This is a genomic window from Peterkaempfera bronchialis (assembly GCF_003258605.2).
Classification (GTDB): Bacteria; Actinomycetota; Actinomycetes; order Streptomycetales; family Streptomycetaceae; genus Peterkaempfera; species Peterkaempfera bronchialis.
In genome coordinates, this window is the sequence record NZ_CP031264.1 from 6,845,697 (window position 1) to 6,861,940 (window position 16,244).

Consider the following 16,244-nt stretch of genomic DNA (forward strand, 5'->3'; position numbering starts at 1 on the left):
GTGCCCGCGACCACCGAGACCCCGGCGACCCCGGACCACCCGGCGACCCCGGAACGCGCCCGGGCGCAGGCCGGCGGCCGCCGCCTGCCCCGCACGCTCCACCCCGTGGCGTGGTGGCTCTGGGCGATCGGCCTGGCCACCGCCGTCAGCCGCACCACCAACCCGCTGCTGCTGGCGCTGGTCCTCGCCGTCCTCGGCTGGGTGGTCACCGCCCGCCGCGGCGACTCCCCCTGGGCACGCGGCTTCAGGTACTACCTCTGGCTGGCGCTGACCGTGGTGGCGATCCGGGTGGTCTTCCGCTCCGTCTTCGCGAGCGGCATCACCCCCACCGACCACATCCTCTTCACCCTGCCGCAGCTGCCGACCCCGCACTGGTACGCCGGGATCGCGATCGGCGGGCCGGTCTCGCTGGAGGCCACCCTGTCCGCCGCGACCGACGGCCTCCGCCTGGCCTGCCTGCTCTGCTGCATCGGTGCGGCCAACACGCTCGCCAACCCGAAGCGGGCGCTGCGCGTCCTGCCCGGCGCCCTGTACGAGCTGGGGGTCGCCGTGACCGTCTCCATCAGCGTCGCCCCGCAGCTCATCGAGAGCGTGCAGCGGGTCGGCCGGGCCAGGCGGCTGCGGGCCGGTGACGCCCGCGGCCTGCGGGCGCTGCGCGGCATCGCCGTCCCGGTCATCGAGGACGCGCTGGAGCGGTCGCTGCACCTGGCCGCCGCCATGGACTCACGCGGGTACGGACGCGCGGGCACCGCCACCCGCCGCTCGCGCCGGATCACCGGGGCGCTGCTGCTGCTCGGCCTGCTGGGACTCTGCGCCGGCGTCTACGGGCTGCTCGACGGGACGGCGCCCAAGGCCCTGGGACTGCCCGCGCTGCTGGCGGGTTCGCTGCTCTGCTGCGCGGGCCTGGCGCTGGGCAGCCGGCGGGTCCGGCGCACCAGCTACCGGCCCGATCCCTGGCGGCTCCCGGAGTGGCTGGTGGCCGGCTGCGGCGTGGTCGCGGCGGTGCTGCTCTTCGTCACCGCCGGGTACAGCGCCACCGAGCTCAACCCCTCGCTCTACCCGCTGAGTTGGCCGACGCTGCCGCTGGTCCCGGTCGCCGCGATCCTGATCGCCGGCACCGCCGGATTCACGGCGCCGCCGCCCGCCGCCCGGCCGTCCAGGGCAGGCCGGGACCGCACCCTACGGACCGAGGGGGCGCGGTGATCCGCTTCGACCGGGTCAGCGTGACCTACGACGGCGCACCGGAACCGGTCCTCCGCGAGGTGGACCTGCAGATCGAGGAGGGCGAACTCTGCCTGGTCGTCGGCCGTACCGGGGCGGGCAAGTCCACCCTGCTGGGCGCCGTCAACGGGCTGGTCCCGCACTTCACCGGAGGCACCCTGGCCGGTCGGGTGACCGTCGCGGGCCTGGACACCGCACACCACCCGCCGCGTGAACTCGCCGAGGTGGTCGGGGTGGTCGGCCAGGACCCGTCGGCCGGCTTTGTCACCGACACCGTCGAGGAGGAACTGGCCTACGGCATGGAGCAGTTGGCGGTCCCGGCCGAGGTGATGCGCAAGCGGGTCGAGGAGACCCTGGACCTGCTCGGACTCGCCGACCTGCGGTACCGCGCCCTGCATGAGCTCTCCGGCGGCCAGCAGCAGCGCGTCGCCATCGGCTCGGTGCTCACCTCCCACCCCCGGGTCCTGGTGCTGGACGAGCCCACCTCCGCGCTCGACCCGACGGCGGCCGAAGAGGTGCTGGCCGCCGTCACCCGGCTGGTACACGACCTCGGGGTCACCGTGGTGCTCGCCGAACACCGGCTGGAGCGCGTGGTGCAGTACGCCGACCGGGTGGTGCACCTCGGCGGCGACGGCACCGTCTCCGCCGGACCGCCCGCCGAGATGTTCGAGACGGCCACGGTGGCGCCGCCGGTGGTCGAGCTGGGCCGCCTGGCGGGCTGGCGCCCGCTGCCGCTCTCGGTCCGCGACGCCCGGCGTGCGGCCGGACCGCTGCGCCAACGGCTCGCCGCACAGCCGGTGCCGCCGCCCCGGCAGGCCGTCGGCCGTACCGAAACCGGCGAAGTCGCCCTCACCGCCCGCAGCGTCGTGGTGCGCCACGGCGAGGTCGTCGCCGTCCGCGAGGTCAGCCTGGACCTCCGGCGCGGCCAGGTCACGGCGCTGATGGGGCGCAATGGCTCCGGGAAGTCCTCCCTGCTCTGGGCGCTCCAGGGCTCGGGACCCCGGCAGTCCGGCACGGTCGGCGTCGCGGAACCCCGTCCGGACGGCGGAGCCCGGCCCGCCGGACGCGGCCCCGACCCCAGAAAGCTCTCAGCGGCGGCTGCCCGGCGGCTGGTGGGCCTGGTCCCGCAGACCCCCACCGACCTGCTCTACCTGGAGACCGTCGCCGCCGAACTCGCCCAGGCCGACCGGGAGTCCGCCGCCTCCGCCGCACTCCCGGCCCGGCAGATCCTCGACCGGCTGGCCCCGGGGATCGACGACGCCACCCACCCCCGCGACCTGTCGGAGGGCCAGAAGCTCTCCCTGGTGCTCGCCATCCAACTGACCGCCACCCCGCAGGTGGTGCTGCTGGACGAACCCACCCGGGGGCTCGACTACCAGGCCAAGCAGGCCCTGACCCGGATCGTGGACGAGTTGGCGGCCGAAGGGCGCAGCGTCGTCGTCTCCACCCATGACGTGGAGTTCGTGGCCGCCGCGGCGGACCGGGTGGTGGTGCTGGCGGAGGGCGAGATCGTCGCCGACGGGCCCACCGCCGAGGTCGTCGTCGCCTCCCCCGCCTTCGCCCCGCAGACCGCCAAGATCCTCGCCCCACTGGAGTATCTGACGGTCAATCAGGCAGCGGCGGCGCTCAGCACCCCGGCGGACCGGCGGTGAGCTCCACCCGGGCCGCCGTCCGGCTCCGCACCCGCGCGCTGGTCGCGGTGGTCCTCGCGGCCTTCGTCGGCCTGGTCGCCTTCCTCTGGCCGTTCGCGGTCGCGCCGGGCAGGTTCGGCACCTCCTACGCCCCGCCGCTGATCTTCGGCGTGCTGCTGGTGCTGGTCCTCGCCGTGGTCTTCGCCGAGATCGCCGACGGCGGCATCGACTCCAAGGCGCTGGCGATGCTCGGCGTGCTCTCCGCCCTCAATGCGGCACTGCGCCCGCTGGGCGCCGGCACCGCCGGGGTGGAGACGGTCTTCTTCGTCCTGGTGCTGGCGGGACGGGTCTTCGGCCCCGGATTCGGCTTCACCCTCGGCTGCACCTCGCTCTTCGCCTCCGCCCTCATCACCGGCGGCGTCGGACCGTGGATGCCGTACCAGATGTTCGGCTGCGCCTTTGTCGGCATGCTCGCCGGACTGCTGCCCCGGGCCCGGGGACGGAGCGAGATCCTGCTGCTCGCCGGGTACGGGGCGCTCTCCGGCTACCTCTTCGGATTCCTGCTCAACCTGTCCTTCTGGCCGTTCTCCCTCGACCCCGGCAGCTCGATCGCGTACCTGCCCGGACTGCCCTTCACCGAGCAGTGGCACCGCTACCTGGCCTTCGACGTGGCCACCTCGCTGGGCTGGGACACCGGCCGGGCCGTCACCAACTTCGTCTGCATCACCCTGGCCGGCCCGGCGGTGCTCACCGCGTTCCGCCGCGCCGCCCGCCGGGCCAGGTTCGACGCCGCCGTCCGCTTCGACCCCCGGACCACCGGGCCCGGGCAGGACGCCCCGCACTCCTGAGACGCCGCCGCCTAGGGTCCGCCCGGCGGCCGGAACGCCTCCAGCAGGTGCTCCGCCGCCAGGGTGGCGGTCAGCGTCCCGTCGCGGACCTGCTGCTCCAGACCGGGGGCGAGCCGGCGGACCTCGGGGTGGTCCCGCATCGCGGTCAGCAGCCGGTCGTGGACCATCGCCCAGGCCCAGTCGACCTGCTGGTCCCGCCGCTTGGCGGCGAGGCTGCCGGCGGACTCAAGGTGCCGCCGGTGCTGCTCCAGCTTCTCCCAGACCGTGTCCAGCCCGGTGTTCTCCCGGGCGCTGCACGTCAGGACCGGCGGCGTCCAGGCCGCGTCAGCGCCCTGGAGCAGCCGCAGGGCGCCGGCCAGCTCACGGGCGGCCGAACGGGCCTCGCGCTCATGCGGCCCGTCCGCCTTGTTGACGGCGACGACGTCGGCCAGCTCCAGGACGCCCTTCTTGATGCCCTGCAACTGGTCGCCGGTCCGGGCGAGGCTGAGCAGCAGGAAGGAGTCGACCATATTGGCCACCGCCGTCTCCGACTGGCCGACGCCCACCGTCTCCACCAGGACCACGTCATAGCCCGCCGCCTCCATGACGATGATGCTCTCCCGGGTCGCCTTGGCCACCCCGCCCAGCGTCCCCGCGCTGGGGGAGGGGCGGATGAACGCCGCCGGATCGGCGGCCAGCCGCTCCATCCGGGTCTTGTCCCCCAGGATGGAGCCTCCGGTCCGGGTGGAGGACGGGTCCACGGCGAGCACCGCCACCCGGTGGCCGAACGAGGTGAGCAGCGAGCCCAGCGCGTCGATAAAGGTCGACTTGCCCACGCCCGGCACCCCGCTGACACCGATCCGCCGGGCCCGCCCCGAGTGCGGCAGCAGCTCGATCAGCAACTGCTGGGCGAGCCGCCGGTGGTCCTCCCGGGTGGACTCCACCAGGGTCACGGCACGGGCGATATACGCCCGGGAGCCGTCCAGGACGCCCTTGGCGTAGTCATTGAGGTCGATGGAGGGGCGCATGGGTCACAGCTCGTGGCCGAGGGCCTCGGCGAGGGTCCTCAGCAGGTCGTGGGCGGCATCCGGGATCACCGTACCCGGCGGGAAGACGGCGGCGGCGCCCGCCTGGTGCAGCGCCTCCACGTCCTGCGGCGGGATGACCCCGCCGACGACGATGGTGATGTCCTCCCGGCCCGCCTCCGCCAACTGCTCACGCAGCGCCGGAACCAGCGTCAGATGCCCGGCGGCCAGCGAGGAGACGCCGACGATGTGCACATCGGCCTCCACCGCCTGCCGCGCCACCTCGGCCGGGGTCTGGAACAGCGGGCCCACGTCCACGTCGAAGCCCAGGTCGGCAAAGGCGGAGGCGATCACCTTCTGGCCCCGGTCATGGCCGTCCTGCCCCATCTTGGCGACCAGGATCCGGGGGCGCCGCCCCTCGGCCTTCTCGAAGGCCTCCACCAGCGCCCGGGTGCGCTCCACCGCCGGCGACGAGCCGGCCTCCTCACGGTACACACCGGAGATGGTACGGATCTGCCCGGAGTGGCGTCCGTACACCCGCTCCAGGGCGTCGGAGATCTCACCGACCGTCGCCATCGCCCGCGCCGCGTCCACCGCCAGCGCCAGCAGGTTGCCCTCCAGCCCGCCGCCGCGCTGCGGACCGGCCTCGGCGGCGGCGCTCAGCGCCCGCAGCGCGTCCTGGCAGACGGCCTCGTCGCGCTCCGCGCGCAGCCGCCGCAGCTTGGCGATCTGCTGGGTGCGCACCGAGGAGTTGTCGACCTTGAGCACGTCGATCTGCTCGTCGCTCTCCACCCGGTACTTGTTGACGCCGATCACCGGCTGCCGCCCGGAGTCGATCCGCGCCTGGGTGCGGGCCGCCGCCTCCTCCACCCGCAGCTTGGGGATGCCCGCGTCGATGGCCTTGGCCATCCCGCCGGCCGCCTCGACCTCCTGGATGTGCTGCCAGGCCCGCCGGGCCAGGTCGTGGGTCAGCCGCTCCACATAGGCGCTGCCGCCCCATGGGTCGATCACCCGGCAGGTGCCCGACTCCTGCTGGAGCAGCAGCTGGGTGTTGCGGGCGATCCGGGCGGAGAAGTCGGTGGGCAGCGCCAGCGCCTCGTCCAGCGCATTGGTGTGCAGCGACTGGGTGTGCCCCTGGGTGGCGGCCATCGCCTCCACACAGGTGCGGGTCACATTGTTGAAGACGTCCTGGGCGGTGAGCGACCACCCCGAGGTCTGCGAATGGGTGCGCAGCGAGAGCGACTTGGCGTTCTTCGGGGCGAAGCCGTTGACCAGCTTGGCCCAGAGCAGCCGCGCCGCGCGCAGCTTGGCGACCTCCATGAAGAAGTTCATGCCGATCGCCCAGAAGAAGGAGAGCCGGGGCGCGAAGGCGTCCACATCCAGCCCGGCGTCCAGCCCGGCCCGAAGGTACTCCACACCGTCCGCGAGGGTGTACGCCAGCTCCAGGTCGGCCGTCGCCCCGGCCTCCTGGATGTGGTAGCCGGAGATGGAGATGGAGTTGTACCGGGGCATCCGCTGCGAGGTGTACGCGAAGATGTCGGAGATGATCCGCATCGACGGCTGCGGCGGATAGATGTAGGTGTTGCGGACCATGAACTCCTTGAGGATGTCGTTCTGGATGGTCCCGGCCAGCTTCTCCGGCGGTACGCCCTGCTCCTCGGCGGCGACGATGTACAGCGCGAGGACCGGCAGCACGGCGCCGTTCATCGTCATCGACACGGTCATCCGGTCCAGCGGGATGCCGTCGAAGAGCTGCCGCATGTCGTAGATCGAGTCGATCGCCACGCCCGCCATGCCGACATCGCCGGTGACCCGGGGGTGGTCGCTGTCGTAGCCCCGGTGGGTGGGCAGGTCGAAGGCGACCGACAGGCCCTTCTGACCGGCCGCCAGATTGCGCCGGTAGAAGGCGTTGGACTCCTCGGCGGTGGAGAACCCGGCGTACTGGCGGATGGTCCACGGCTGGTTGACGTACATCGTCGGATAGGGCCCCCGCAGATACGGGGCGACACCGGGATAGGTGGCCAGGAAGTCCAGCCCGGCCAGGTCGTCGGCGGTGTACAGCGGCTTGACGCTGATCCCCTCGGGGGTCTCCCACACCAGGTCGTCGGCGCTCTTGCCGGTGGTCTCCGCGACCGAGTCCCGCCACTGCTCGGCGGTCACCCGGGGGGCGTCGTCCGGCTCCAGGCCGATGCCCGTGAAGTCCGGGATCGGGCCCGGCCGGTCCGTTCTGCCCTGCATCACGCCACTCCCATGCCATCGAGAACGGAGGAGAGGACGGCGACCGCGTCGCCGCCCGCGTAGACGAACGTGTCGACCCCGGCGGCCAGCCAGGCGTCGCGCTGCTCCCCGGGCCGGCCCGCGAGCAGTACGGCCCCGGCGCCCGCGGCCTTCAGCGCCGCCGCGACCCCCTCGGCCTGCTCGGCGTAGAGCCGGTCGCTGGAGCAGAGGCAGGCCACCGTGCAGCCGGAGCGGGCGAACGCCTCGCCGACCGAGTCCGCGTCGACCGACTCCGGGTCGTGGACCGGCTCGATCCCCCCGGCCTGGAGCAGATTGGCCGCGAAGGTCGCCCGCGCGGTGTGCGCCGCCGCCGGGCCCAGGGCGGCCAGGAAGACCCGGGGCCGGGCGCCGGTCGCGGCCAGCTGCGCGTCCGAGCGGGCCCGCAGCGCCTCGAATGCCTCGTCCCGGCGGACCACCGGCAGGCCGCCGCCCGGCCGGACCGGCGCCGGCTCGCGGACCACCGGGGGCTCCGCCAGGTTCGGGAACTCGCTGACCCCGGTGATCGGCTCGCGCCGGTGCGCAAGGTCCTCCGACCGCTGCCGCCACGCCGCCGACACCCGCTCCGCCACCAGGCCGGACCCCAGCGCCGCCGCCTGCCCGCCGACGCCCTCGATCTCCTGGAACCACGCCCAGGCCGCATGGGCGACCTCGTCGGTCAGCCGCTCCACGTACCAGGAGCCCCCGGCGGGGTCGACCACCCGCGCCAGATGGGACTCCTCCAGCAGGATCGCGGAGGTGTTGCGGGCGATCCGCCGCGCGAACGCGTCCGGCAGCCCCAGCGCCTCGTCGAAGGGCAGCACCGTGACCGCGTCGGCGCCGCCCACCCCGGCGCCCAGACAGGCCACGGTGGTGCGCAGCATGTTCACCCACGGGTCCCGACGGGTCATCATCACCGCCGAGGTCACCGCGTGCTGACGCTGCGCCCCGGCGGCCGGCGAGGCCCCGCACACCTGCGCCACCCGGGACCAGAGCCGCCGCGCCGCGCGCAGCTTGGCGATGGTGAGGAACTGGTCGGCGGTGGCGGCGTAGCGGAACTCCAGCTGGCCGCAGGCGGCGTCGACGGAGAGCCCGGCAGCGGTCAGCTCACGCAGATAGGCGACGGCGGTGGCCAGCGAGCAGCCCAGCTCCTGAGCGGCCGAGGCCCCGGCCTCGTGGTACGGCAGCGCGTCCACCGTGAGGGCCCGCACCCCGGGGTAGGACCGGTGGCACCGGTCGGCCAGGCCGACCGCAGCCGCCGTCTGCCCGGCGAGGTCCGGGGCGCGGCCGGTACGGGCGAGCTGCCCCAGCGGGTCCGCGCCGAGGTTGCCCAGCGCCGCATGGGGCGGTACCCCGCGTGCGTCATAGAGCCCCAGCAGCGCCTCGGCCGCCGCCTCCGTGGCGGAGCCCGCGTCCAGTACCACCGGCGCCAGATCGAGGTAGACGCCGTCCAGCGCCGTCGCCAGCCCCTCCGCCGGCAGACCCGCCTCCCCGACGGTCAGCCAGAGCGAGGTGACCCCGTTCTCCAGGTCGGCCAGCACCGCGTCATTGGCCCGGGCCGGGTCGGGGTGGGCGTGCCGCTGGCGCACATCCCACCCGGAGACCGCGCTTCCCGTGGCCCGGCCGCCGCGTACGAAGGGCGCGTGGCCCGGATAGCCCGGGTCGGCGACGCCGTCCTCCGAGGTGTACAGCGGACGGACGACCAGGCCGTCCTGGAGTCGGGTGGACAGCTTGCCCTCGGCCGCCGCGCCGGAGAAGTCTCCGACGCCCCCCTTGCGCAGCACCCCGGCCACCAGGTGCTGCCACTCTGCACGGGTCGCCTCGGGGAATTCGGCACCCAGCGAGAGCTCATCGTCACGCAGGACTGTCATAGGGCAAGGCTAGAAGAAAGGTGTCAAGTCGCAGCAGTGCGAGGCGCTGTGACCTTGCCCTCGTTGACCTGTCCGCACCACAACGCTAGCGGGCCCGCCGCCCGCTGGTGAGGCAGAATCGGGCCGTGCGGAAGATCCTGGTCATCGGCATCGGCGCGGGCGACCCCGACCACCTGACCCTCCAGGCGGTCAAGGCACTCAACCGGGCCGAGGTGTTCTTCATCCTGGACAAGGGCGAGCAGAAGGCGGACCTCGCCCGGCTCCGCCATGACATCCTCGAACGGCATGTCGAGCGCCCCTACCGGCTGGTGGCGGCGCGTGACCCGGACCGGGAGCGCGCCGAGCCCGACTACACCCCCGCCGTGGCCCGCTGGCGCAGCCGCCGCGCCGACCTCTATGAGCGCCTCATCGCGGAGCAGGTCCCGGACGACGGATGCGGCGCCTTCCTCGTCTGGGGCGACCCCGCCCTGTACGACTCCACCCTCGGCATCCTGGAGGAGATCCGCCGCCACGGCCGGGTGGAGTTCGACCACGAGGTGGTGCCGGGCATCAGCAGCGTGTCCGCGCTGGCCGCCCGGCACCGGATCGGGCTCAACCGGGTCGGGCGGCCGGTGCAGATCACCACCGGCCGCCGCCTGGCCGAGGGGCTGCCCGACGGCGTCGACGACATCGTCGTCATGCTGGACGCGCACCAGGCCTTCGCCCGCTACGCCGACGACCCGGACCTGCACCTCTACTGGGGCGCCTACCTGGGGACACCCGACGAGATCCTGGTCGCCGGGAAGGCGGCCGACGTCGCCGACCGCATCCTGGCGCTGCGCGCCGAGGCCCGCGCCCGCAAGGGCTGGATCATGGACACCTATCTGCTGCGCCGGGGCGACCCCGCCGAGGACCCGCCGGGCGACTGACCCCCGGGCGTCCCGCGCCGGCCGCGCATGGTCGGGCACCGCCTAGGATCCCCGGCAGCCGCCGCCGCTCCGGCGCGCGGGCCGGAGCGGGGAGGGCATGGATGGATACGACGGTGTTCGACGAGGCCGAGCGGCGCACCTGGGCGGGCCGCGCCGAGGCGTACGCGGCCGGTTTCGCCAAGCTCTGCGCCCACCCCGTACCGCTGCTGCTCGACGCGGCCGGAGTGCGGCAGGGAACGCGCGTCCTCGACGTCGGGACCGGCACCGGCACCGCCGCCGCAGCGGCCTGCGCACGGGGAGCGGCAGTGGCCGCCGTGGACGCCGAACCCGGCATGGTCACGCTCGCCGCCCGGACCGCCCCCGACGCCGAGGTGCGGCTCGCGGCCCTGCCCGGCCTGCCCTTCCCCGACGACGCGTTCGACGCGGTGGTGGGGAACTTCGTCCTCAACCACGTCGGGCGGCCCCGCGCGGCCCTGGCCGAACTCCACCGGGTCACCCGCCCGGGCGGACGGATCGCGCTGACCGTCTGGGCCGCCCCCGCCGCAGCCGGACAGGCCCTGCTCGGCCGCGCCGTCCAGGCCGCCGGCGCCACCCGCCCGGCCCATCTGCCCGCACTCGCCCCCGACGACGACTTCCCCCGCACCGAGCAGGGCTTCGCCGACCTGCTGCGGACCGCAGGGTTCACGGACGCCTCCTGCCGCACACTCGCCTGGGACCACCGGGCCACCCCCGAGGAGTGGTGGAGCGGCCCCGCCGCCGGGGTCGCGACGATCGGACAGACCGTGGTGAGCCAGCAGCCCGCCACCATCGCGGAGATCCGACGCCACTACGACCTGCTCAGCGCGGAGTTCACCGGACCGGACGGCATGCTGGTGCTCCCGCACACCGCCCTGCTGGCCCACGGGCGCGGCTGACCGCCGCGGGACCCGTCAGCCGACTGGTCGGGAGATTCACGACAACGGGTGCTTGTCCCTGCCCCAATGGGTGATGTACCTGCTCCGCCCGGAGGGCCGCCGCGCGGCTGCCGCGATGATCGAAACGCAGTCCCGTCCGCGTTCCGCACCGTCCAGCCCCCTGGAGGACCAGATGATTCCCGTCAAACGGCACAAGCGCTCCCTGACCCATCTGGGAGTCCTGACCGCGCTGGTCGCCGCCGCAGGCGCCACCGCGCTCGCCGGGGCGCAGCGGCCCGCCACCGCCGGGTCCCCCGCACCCCGCGCGGCCACACCCCCGCTCTCCTGTACGGGGACGGCCGACATCCAGGCCACCGACCCCGCCACCGTGCTGCTCCGGGACTCCACCGGGAGGGCCGGATACCGCGCCACCGTCACCGGCGACTGCACAGGCAATGTGCTGGTACCCAAGGTCAGGGCGGTCCTGGAGGGCGTCGCGGACGGCACCTGCGGGCAGGCCACCGGGACCGGACAGGGCACCATCACCTGGCTGGGCGCGCGGGGCGAGGAGGTCGGCACCAGCACCGTCCGGGGCACCCTGCGGTTCAGCAACGACCTCTCCGGCAAGGTGACCTTCACCGCCGAGGGCGTCCAGTTCACCAAGGGCCTCTTCGTCGGCTCGGCCGGCGCCCAGCTCAAGGTCGACACCCCCGGGATCGGCATGGACTGCTGGACGCAGGGGCGCCTGGCCGGCGGCTCCGGCACCGGCTCACTGCGGCTGACCTTCGGCTGACGGACCGGGCGGCGCCGGAGAGGACACCCTGCTCGCTTCGGCACCGCCCGGCGCCCCGGCGCGTACGGCGGCCACCGCCTGCGGGCGCCGCAGCCGGTCGGGCAGGCTCGGCAGCCACCAGTTGGCCCGGCCGAGCAGGCGCATCGTGGCCGGGACCAGCACCGCCCGGACCAGAGCGGCATCCAGCGCCACCGCGATGAAGATCCCCACGCAGATCTCCTTGACCAGGACGACCTCGCTGGTCGCGAAGACCGCCGCCACCACCAGGACGGCGGACGCCGCCGCAGTGATCACACCCCCCGAGAGCTGGAGGCCCAGCGCGATGGCCTCCTCGTTGTCGCCCAGCCGCCGGTACTGCTCACGGATGCGCAGCAGCAGAAAGAGCTCGTAGTCCATCGAGACCGCGATCAGCAGAAAGAGCATCACGATCGGGGCGAGCGCGTCCACATAGCCGGTCGGACGGACCCCGAGCAGCCCGCTGCCGTGGCCGTCCTGGAAGATCCAGGTGAGCGCGCCGAACGAGGCGCCGATCGACAGCACATTCATCAGCAGCGCCTTGACCGGCAGCACCAGCGACCGCAGCGCGACGGTGAGCAGCGCAAAGCTGCTCCCCGCCATGAAGAGCAGCACCCTGGGCAGCAGCTCCCAGAACCGGTCCATGGTGTCCAGCGCCAGCGCCGTCGCCCCGCCCACCAGTACCCGGCCGCCGCCCGGCAGCGGCTGCGCCCGGACCGCCCGCACCAGCGCCTTGGCCGAGTCGCTCTCGGCACCCCCCTCGTGCCCCAGGTAGACCACCGCGCTCTGCTGCGAGGTGCCGGCCACCAGCACGCCGTGGGCGCCGTCCAACTCCGCCAACCGCCGCGTCCAGGCGAGCAGCGCCTCATGGCCGGTACGGCCGGTCAGCGGCGCGTCGAAGGTGGCCACCGCCTGGATCGCCCCCAGACCGGAGACCGCGAAGTCGCCGCGCAGCTCCTCGGCGGCGGTACGCGCCCCGGCGCCGGGCGGCAGCATCCGCTCGTCGGGGAAGCCGATCACGGTGTGCAGGAACGGGACCGCCAGCGCCAGCAGCAGCGCCGAGACGGCGAGCGCATAGCGCAGCGGCTGCTCCATCACCGCCCGCGCCGTCCGCGCCCACCCCGTCCGCGCCCACCCCGTCCGCGCCCACCCCGTCCCGCGCCCCCCGCCGACCGGGCCCGCGCACCATGGGCGAGGCAGCGCCCAGGCGTTCACCCGGTGCCCCAGACAGGCCAGCAGGGCCGGGAGCACGGTCACCGTCACCAGCGAGCCCGCCAGCAGGCCGACGGTCGCCCCGATCCCGAAGGAGCGGACGAAGCCCAGCGGGAAGAAGGTCAGCCCCACCGCGATCACACTCGTGATCGTCCCGGACAGCAGGACCGTGCGCCCCGCCGTGTCGACGGTGACCACCACCGCGTCCGGCACCTCCCGGCCCGCCCGCAGCTCCTCCCGGAACCGGCTGACGATCAGCAGTCCGGCATCGACCCCGGCGGCCAGCCCGATCGCCACCACCAGGTTGACCGTCACAAACGGGACCTCCACGAACCCGGCGACCGAGGAGAGCGCCGTCAGTGACGCCGCCGTCGCCAGCACCCCCGTGACCAGCGGCAGCAGCGCCGCCACCACCCCCCGGAAGACCACCACCAGGAGCAGCGCCATCAGCGGCAGCGCCAGCAGCTCGGTGCGGAGCAGATCGTGCCGGGACCGCTCCACGATCTCGGTGATCACCGCAGTGGGACCGGTCCAGCCCACCTCGAAGCCGTCCGCCCGGACATCCCGGCGCAGCGCCAGATAGCTCCGGGTACGCGCGGGCTCGTCGTCCCCGCCGAGCAGGACCGCCGCCACCGTGGCGTGCCCGTCCAGCGAGACCAGCATCGGGATACCGGTCGACCAGTAGGTAGTGGCCCGCGCCACCGAACCGGCCGGGGCGCCGCGCAGCGCCGCCTCGACGCCGTGCCGGAAGGCGGGATCGGACACCGGCAGCGTCCTGCTGCGGAAGGTGACCAGCACATCCGCGCCGCCCTCGCCGATCTGCGTGCGGATGGCCTCCGCCGCCCGGCTCGCCTCGGCGTCCGGCGCGATGAAGCCGCCGTAGCTCAGCCGGTCCTGCAACCCGGAGCAGGCCCACCCCGCCACCGCCAGGACGACGGCCGCCCCGGCCAGCACCCAGGCCCTGCGCACCACGTCGAACCGCCCGAGCTGGGTGAACACCAGTGCCTCCGTCGCGCCGCCCGGCCCGGACCCCCCACCGGTGGGGCCCGGTTCCCGCCGCAGGCACAACGACCGCCCCGACGCCCGGTCACGGGCGCCGGGACGGCTCAGGGCCTGTAGACCTTCCCCGGCTCCCTGCGCGGGCGGACGCGTGCCACCAGGTGTGACAGGCTTGGGCTGCATACCCCCGAAACCAGGAGGTCCCCATGACTGCCGAGTCCCCGTCGCACGAAGGCTTCGAGCCGGTGGTTCCCGAGGGCGGTGACCAGGCGGCGGACGGCGGCTCCGGCGACGATCTGAAGCGCAAGTTCCGGGAGGCCCTGGTACGCAAGCAGGGCACCCGGACGGATGGCGCTTCGGGAGGCCCGGGCGCCGACCAGTCGAAGATCCACGGCGCCCACGGGCCCGCCTCAAGCCAGCGTTCGTTCCGCCGCAAGAGCGGCGGCTGAGCCGCACAGTACGGCCGACAGGCCCTGCCGGGCGGGGTCGCCCCCCGCCCGGCCGGGCCCGGACCGGGTACCACCACCGGGGAGCGAGCCGGGCCCGGGCGCCCTACCCTCGGGGTACGGGCCGCTCGACCGACGGTCCCGCACCTCCGTGGACGGAGGCAGCACCCATGGCACCTCCACCGACGTTGCGCCGCTCCCTCCTGGTCCTCGCCCTCACCGCCGCACTCATGCCCGCAGCGGGCCCGCTCGCGGGGGCGGCGACCCCGACGATCCGCCTCGACGACCTCTCGCAGCGCCCCTCCGTCCGTCCGGCGACCTTCCAGGTGACGACCACGGTCGCCCTCGGCGGACTGCACTGGTCGCACTGGGGAGCACCGACGGCGACCGGCAGCGGGACGCTGCGGATCAACACCTGCCGGCCGAACTGCGCCACGGGCCGCATCCGGGTGCTGCACGGCGCGCTGCTCCAGGTGCGCGGTGTGCGGATCGACCGGGACCAGCGCTACTACCGGCAGTACCGGATCCTCGATCGGGCCTTCACCCCCTCGGAGCGTGCCACCTACACGCGCTGGACCGACGCCTACGTCCCCAGCGACTTCCGCTAGCGCCTGGGAGCCGCATGGGATCGCCATGGAGCACATCCGAGAGTGAACGGAGGACGGCATGACGTCGCCTTGTCCCCGCTACATCGTGCTGCTGAAGCCCCAGATCGCCGACTCGGAGGGCCACCCCGAACACGGGGCCGCGCTGCGCTCCGCGACGGTCGAGGCCACCGGGGTGGAGGGTGTGAGCGGCTTCCCGCGCTATGAGGGGGACGGCGTCCAGGCGGACATCGACCCGGAGACGCGCACGGTGGAAGCGGTGACCATCGACGGGGACGAGCTGCCCTACGGATGGGTGGTGGAGGTCGCCGAGGCGCCGCACGACGCCTGACGGCCAGGCGCGTCGGCCGCTCAGCGGGAGGGGCTCTCGCCGGGGGAGCCGCCCATCATCCGCAGCATCGCGGACCCTCCGGTGCGCAGGAACCGCGCCAGCAGCGCGCCTGTGAGGAGCAGGAACGCGAGGTTCAGCCAGGTCGTGTAGTCCCAGGTGACGCCCCCGGCGGGGATCCGCGCCGCCGCCTGGTCGGGGATGAGGCCGAGGCCGCCGAAGAGGAGCTCCACCGTGTATCCGGCGACGGCCATGGCGGCATAGAAGGTGACCAGCAGGAAGAGCGCGGTCCTGCCGCCGTAGTACTTCCGGTAGATGTGCAGGATCGGCAGGATCAGCAGGTCGGCGAAGATGAAGGCGACCACACCGCCGAAGCTGATCCCGCCCTTCCACAGCACCACGGCCAGCGGCACATTGCCGATGGAGCAGACGAACGAGACGATCGCGACCAGCGGACCGATCAGCGGCCCCCACACCTTGGCGGCCAGCGGGTGGCCGACGAAGAAGAACGAGCGCCAGAACGAGTCCGGGACCCAGGCGGCGACGGCCCCCGCGATCAGCAGGCCGATGACCAGGTCCCGCAGGATCGCGGCCCACTCCATGACGAAGACATGGGACACGGCGGTGAACCCCTCGCCGGAGAGCAGCCTCCGGGTGAAGGAGCCGGACCGCCGTACGGACATGTCCATCGCCGCATGGCCCTCCATGGAGCCGGCCAGCCCCCGGTCGGCCTGTCTGCGCGCCTCGGCCAGCAGCCGCCGGCTCAGGAAGAGACGGAACAGCACCGCCAGCACCGTGATCATCACCGGGCCGCCGATGAACTCCGCCACGGTGAACTGCCAGCCCATCAGCAGCGCCAGGATCACCCCCAGCTCGACCACGAGGTTGGTGGAGGCGATCTCGAACGCCATGGCGGCGGTGAAGTCCGCCCCCTTGCGGAAGAGCGAACGGGCCAGCGCGACCGCCGCATAGGAGCAGGACGACGACGCCATGCCCAGCGCAGAGGCCACCACCAGGGTCCGGGGGCGGTCGTCGCCGAGCAGCCGGACGACGGTGGACTTGCGCACCACCGCCTGGACGACCGCCGAGAGCGCGAAGCCCAGGATCAGCGCCCAGCCGATCTCCCAGGCCATCGCGCCGGTGATCGACAAGGCGTGCAGGACCGCATGCATGGCATCCGCCCTTCCGGTGGGGTTCTGCGGCTTCCCGTCCGGCCA

At 73.9% G+C, this 16,244-nt stretch carries 14 protein-coding genes; 9 read left to right on the top strand and 5 right to left on the bottom strand.

Features of this window, described 5'->3' with window-relative positions; genetic code table 11:
• From C7M71_RS29270 to C7M71_RS29280, 3 genes are read left to right on the top strand one after another with little or no spacing between them, the layout of a single operon-like run.
• Window positions 1–1,203, top strand: a complete 1,203-nt coding sequence (locus C7M71_RS29270) for an energy-coupling factor transporter transmembrane component T (RefSeq protein ID WP_111490728.1) — start codon at window positions 1–3, stop codon at window positions 1,201–1,203.
• Entirely contained in the window at window positions 1,200–2,873 is a 1,674-nt protein-coding gene (locus C7M71_RS29275) for an ABC transporter ATP-binding protein (RefSeq protein ID WP_111490729.1), read from the top strand. The genes C7M71_RS29270 and C7M71_RS29275 overlap by 4 nt, the downstream gene beginning before the upstream one ends.
• Window positions 2,870–3,700, top strand: a complete 831-nt coding sequence (locus tag C7M71_RS29280) for an ECF transporter S component (protein ID WP_111490730.1) — start codon at window positions 2,870–2,872, stop codon at window positions 3,698–3,700. Before C7M71_RS29275 ends, C7M71_RS29280 begins: the two co-directional genes overlap by 4 nt.
• Window positions 3,701–3,711: 11 nt before the next feature.
• Here the strand turns inward: C7M71_RS29280 and meaB are convergent, their stop codons facing one another.
• The 3 genes from meaB to mutA are packed head-to-tail and all read right to left on the bottom strand — an operon-like array spanning window position 3,712 to window position 8,828.
• Entirely contained in the window at window positions 3,712–4,707 is a 996-nt protein-coding gene (gene meaB / locus C7M71_RS29285) for a methylmalonyl Co-A mutase-associated GTPase MeaB (protein WP_111490731.1), read from the bottom strand.
• A 3-nt stretch (window positions 4,708–4,710) separates the two neighbouring features.
• Window positions 4,711–6,942, bottom strand: coding sequence for a methylmalonyl-CoA mutase (scpA, locus tag C7M71_RS29290; RefSeq protein WP_111490732.1), 2,232 nt, complete (start codon window positions 6,940–6,942; stop codon window positions 4,711–4,713).
• Window positions 6,942–8,828: a methylmalonyl-CoA mutase small subunit gene (gene mutA / locus C7M71_RS29295; RefSeq protein WP_111490733.1), complete on the bottom strand. Its 1,887-nt coding sequence runs from the start codon at window positions 8,826–8,828 to the stop codon at window positions 6,942–6,944. The genes scpA and mutA overlap by 1 nt, the downstream gene beginning before the upstream one ends.
• Window positions 8,829–8,953: 125 nt before the next feature.
• Here mutA and cobF point away from each other — a divergent pair, with 125 nt between their 5' ends.
• The 3 genes from cobF (at window position 8,954) to C7M71_RS29310 (ending at window position 11,422) form a co-directional block, all read left to right on the top strand.
• A complete protein-coding gene (gene cobF / locus C7M71_RS29300; RefSeq protein ID WP_111490734.1) occupies window positions 8,954–9,736 on the top strand; it encodes a precorrin-6A synthase (deacetylating) in 783 nt (260 codons plus the stop codon).
• A gap of 101 nt (window positions 9,737–9,837) precedes the next feature.
• Window positions 9,838–10,650 carry a class I SAM-dependent methyltransferase gene (locus C7M71_RS29305; RefSeq protein WP_111490735.1) on the top strand — a complete coding sequence of 271 codons (813 nt, stop codon included), beginning with the start codon at window positions 9,838–9,840 and terminating at the stop codon, window positions 10,648–10,650.
• 172 nt (window positions 10,651–10,822) lie between these two features.
• Window positions 10,823–11,422, top strand: coding sequence for a hypothetical protein (locus C7M71_RS29310; RefSeq protein ID WP_162824459.1), 600 nt, complete (start codon window positions 10,823–10,825; stop codon window positions 11,420–11,422).
• Here the strand turns inward: C7M71_RS29310 and C7M71_RS29315 are convergent.
• A complete protein-coding gene (locus C7M71_RS29315) occupies window positions 11,399–13,648 on the bottom strand; it encodes an MMPL family transporter (protein ID WP_162824462.1) in 2,250 nt (749 codons plus the stop codon). The two genes, C7M71_RS29310 and C7M71_RS29315, sit on opposite strands and share 24 nt — an antisense overlap.
• 206 nt (window positions 13,649–13,854) lie before the next feature.
• On the opposite strand from C7M71_RS29315, the gene C7M71_RS29320 reads away from it, so the two are divergent.
• The 3 genes from C7M71_RS29320 to C7M71_RS29330 all read left to right on the top strand — a co-directional run bounded on the left by C7M71_RS29320 (window position 13,855) and on the right by C7M71_RS29330 (window position 15,030).
• Window positions 13,855–14,097, top strand: a complete 243-nt coding sequence (locus C7M71_RS29320) for a DUF5302 domain-containing protein (protein WP_111490738.1) — start codon at window positions 13,855–13,857, stop codon at window positions 14,095–14,097.
• Between the two features lie 167 nt (window positions 14,098–14,264).
• Window positions 14,265–14,702, top strand: a complete 438-nt coding sequence (locus C7M71_RS29325) for a hypothetical protein (RefSeq protein ID WP_162824464.1) — start codon at window positions 14,265–14,267, stop codon at window positions 14,700–14,702.
• Window positions 14,703–14,760: 58 nt separating this feature from the next.
• The gene (locus C7M71_RS29330; RefSeq protein WP_111490740.1) at window positions 14,761–15,030 is read left to right on the top strand and encodes a hypothetical protein; all 270 of its coding nucleotides are present in this window, start codon (window positions 14,761–14,763) and stop codon (window positions 15,028–15,030) included.
• Between the two features lie 20 nt (window positions 15,031–15,050).
• Here the strand turns inward: C7M71_RS29330 and C7M71_RS29335 are convergent, their stop codons facing one another.
• Window positions 15,051–16,199 carry a permease gene (locus C7M71_RS29335; protein WP_111490741.1) on the bottom strand — a complete coding sequence of 383 codons (1,149 nt, stop codon included), beginning with the start codon at window positions 16,197–16,199 and terminating at the stop codon, window positions 15,051–15,053.
• Between the last annotated feature and the right edge of the window lie 45 nt (window positions 16,200–16,244).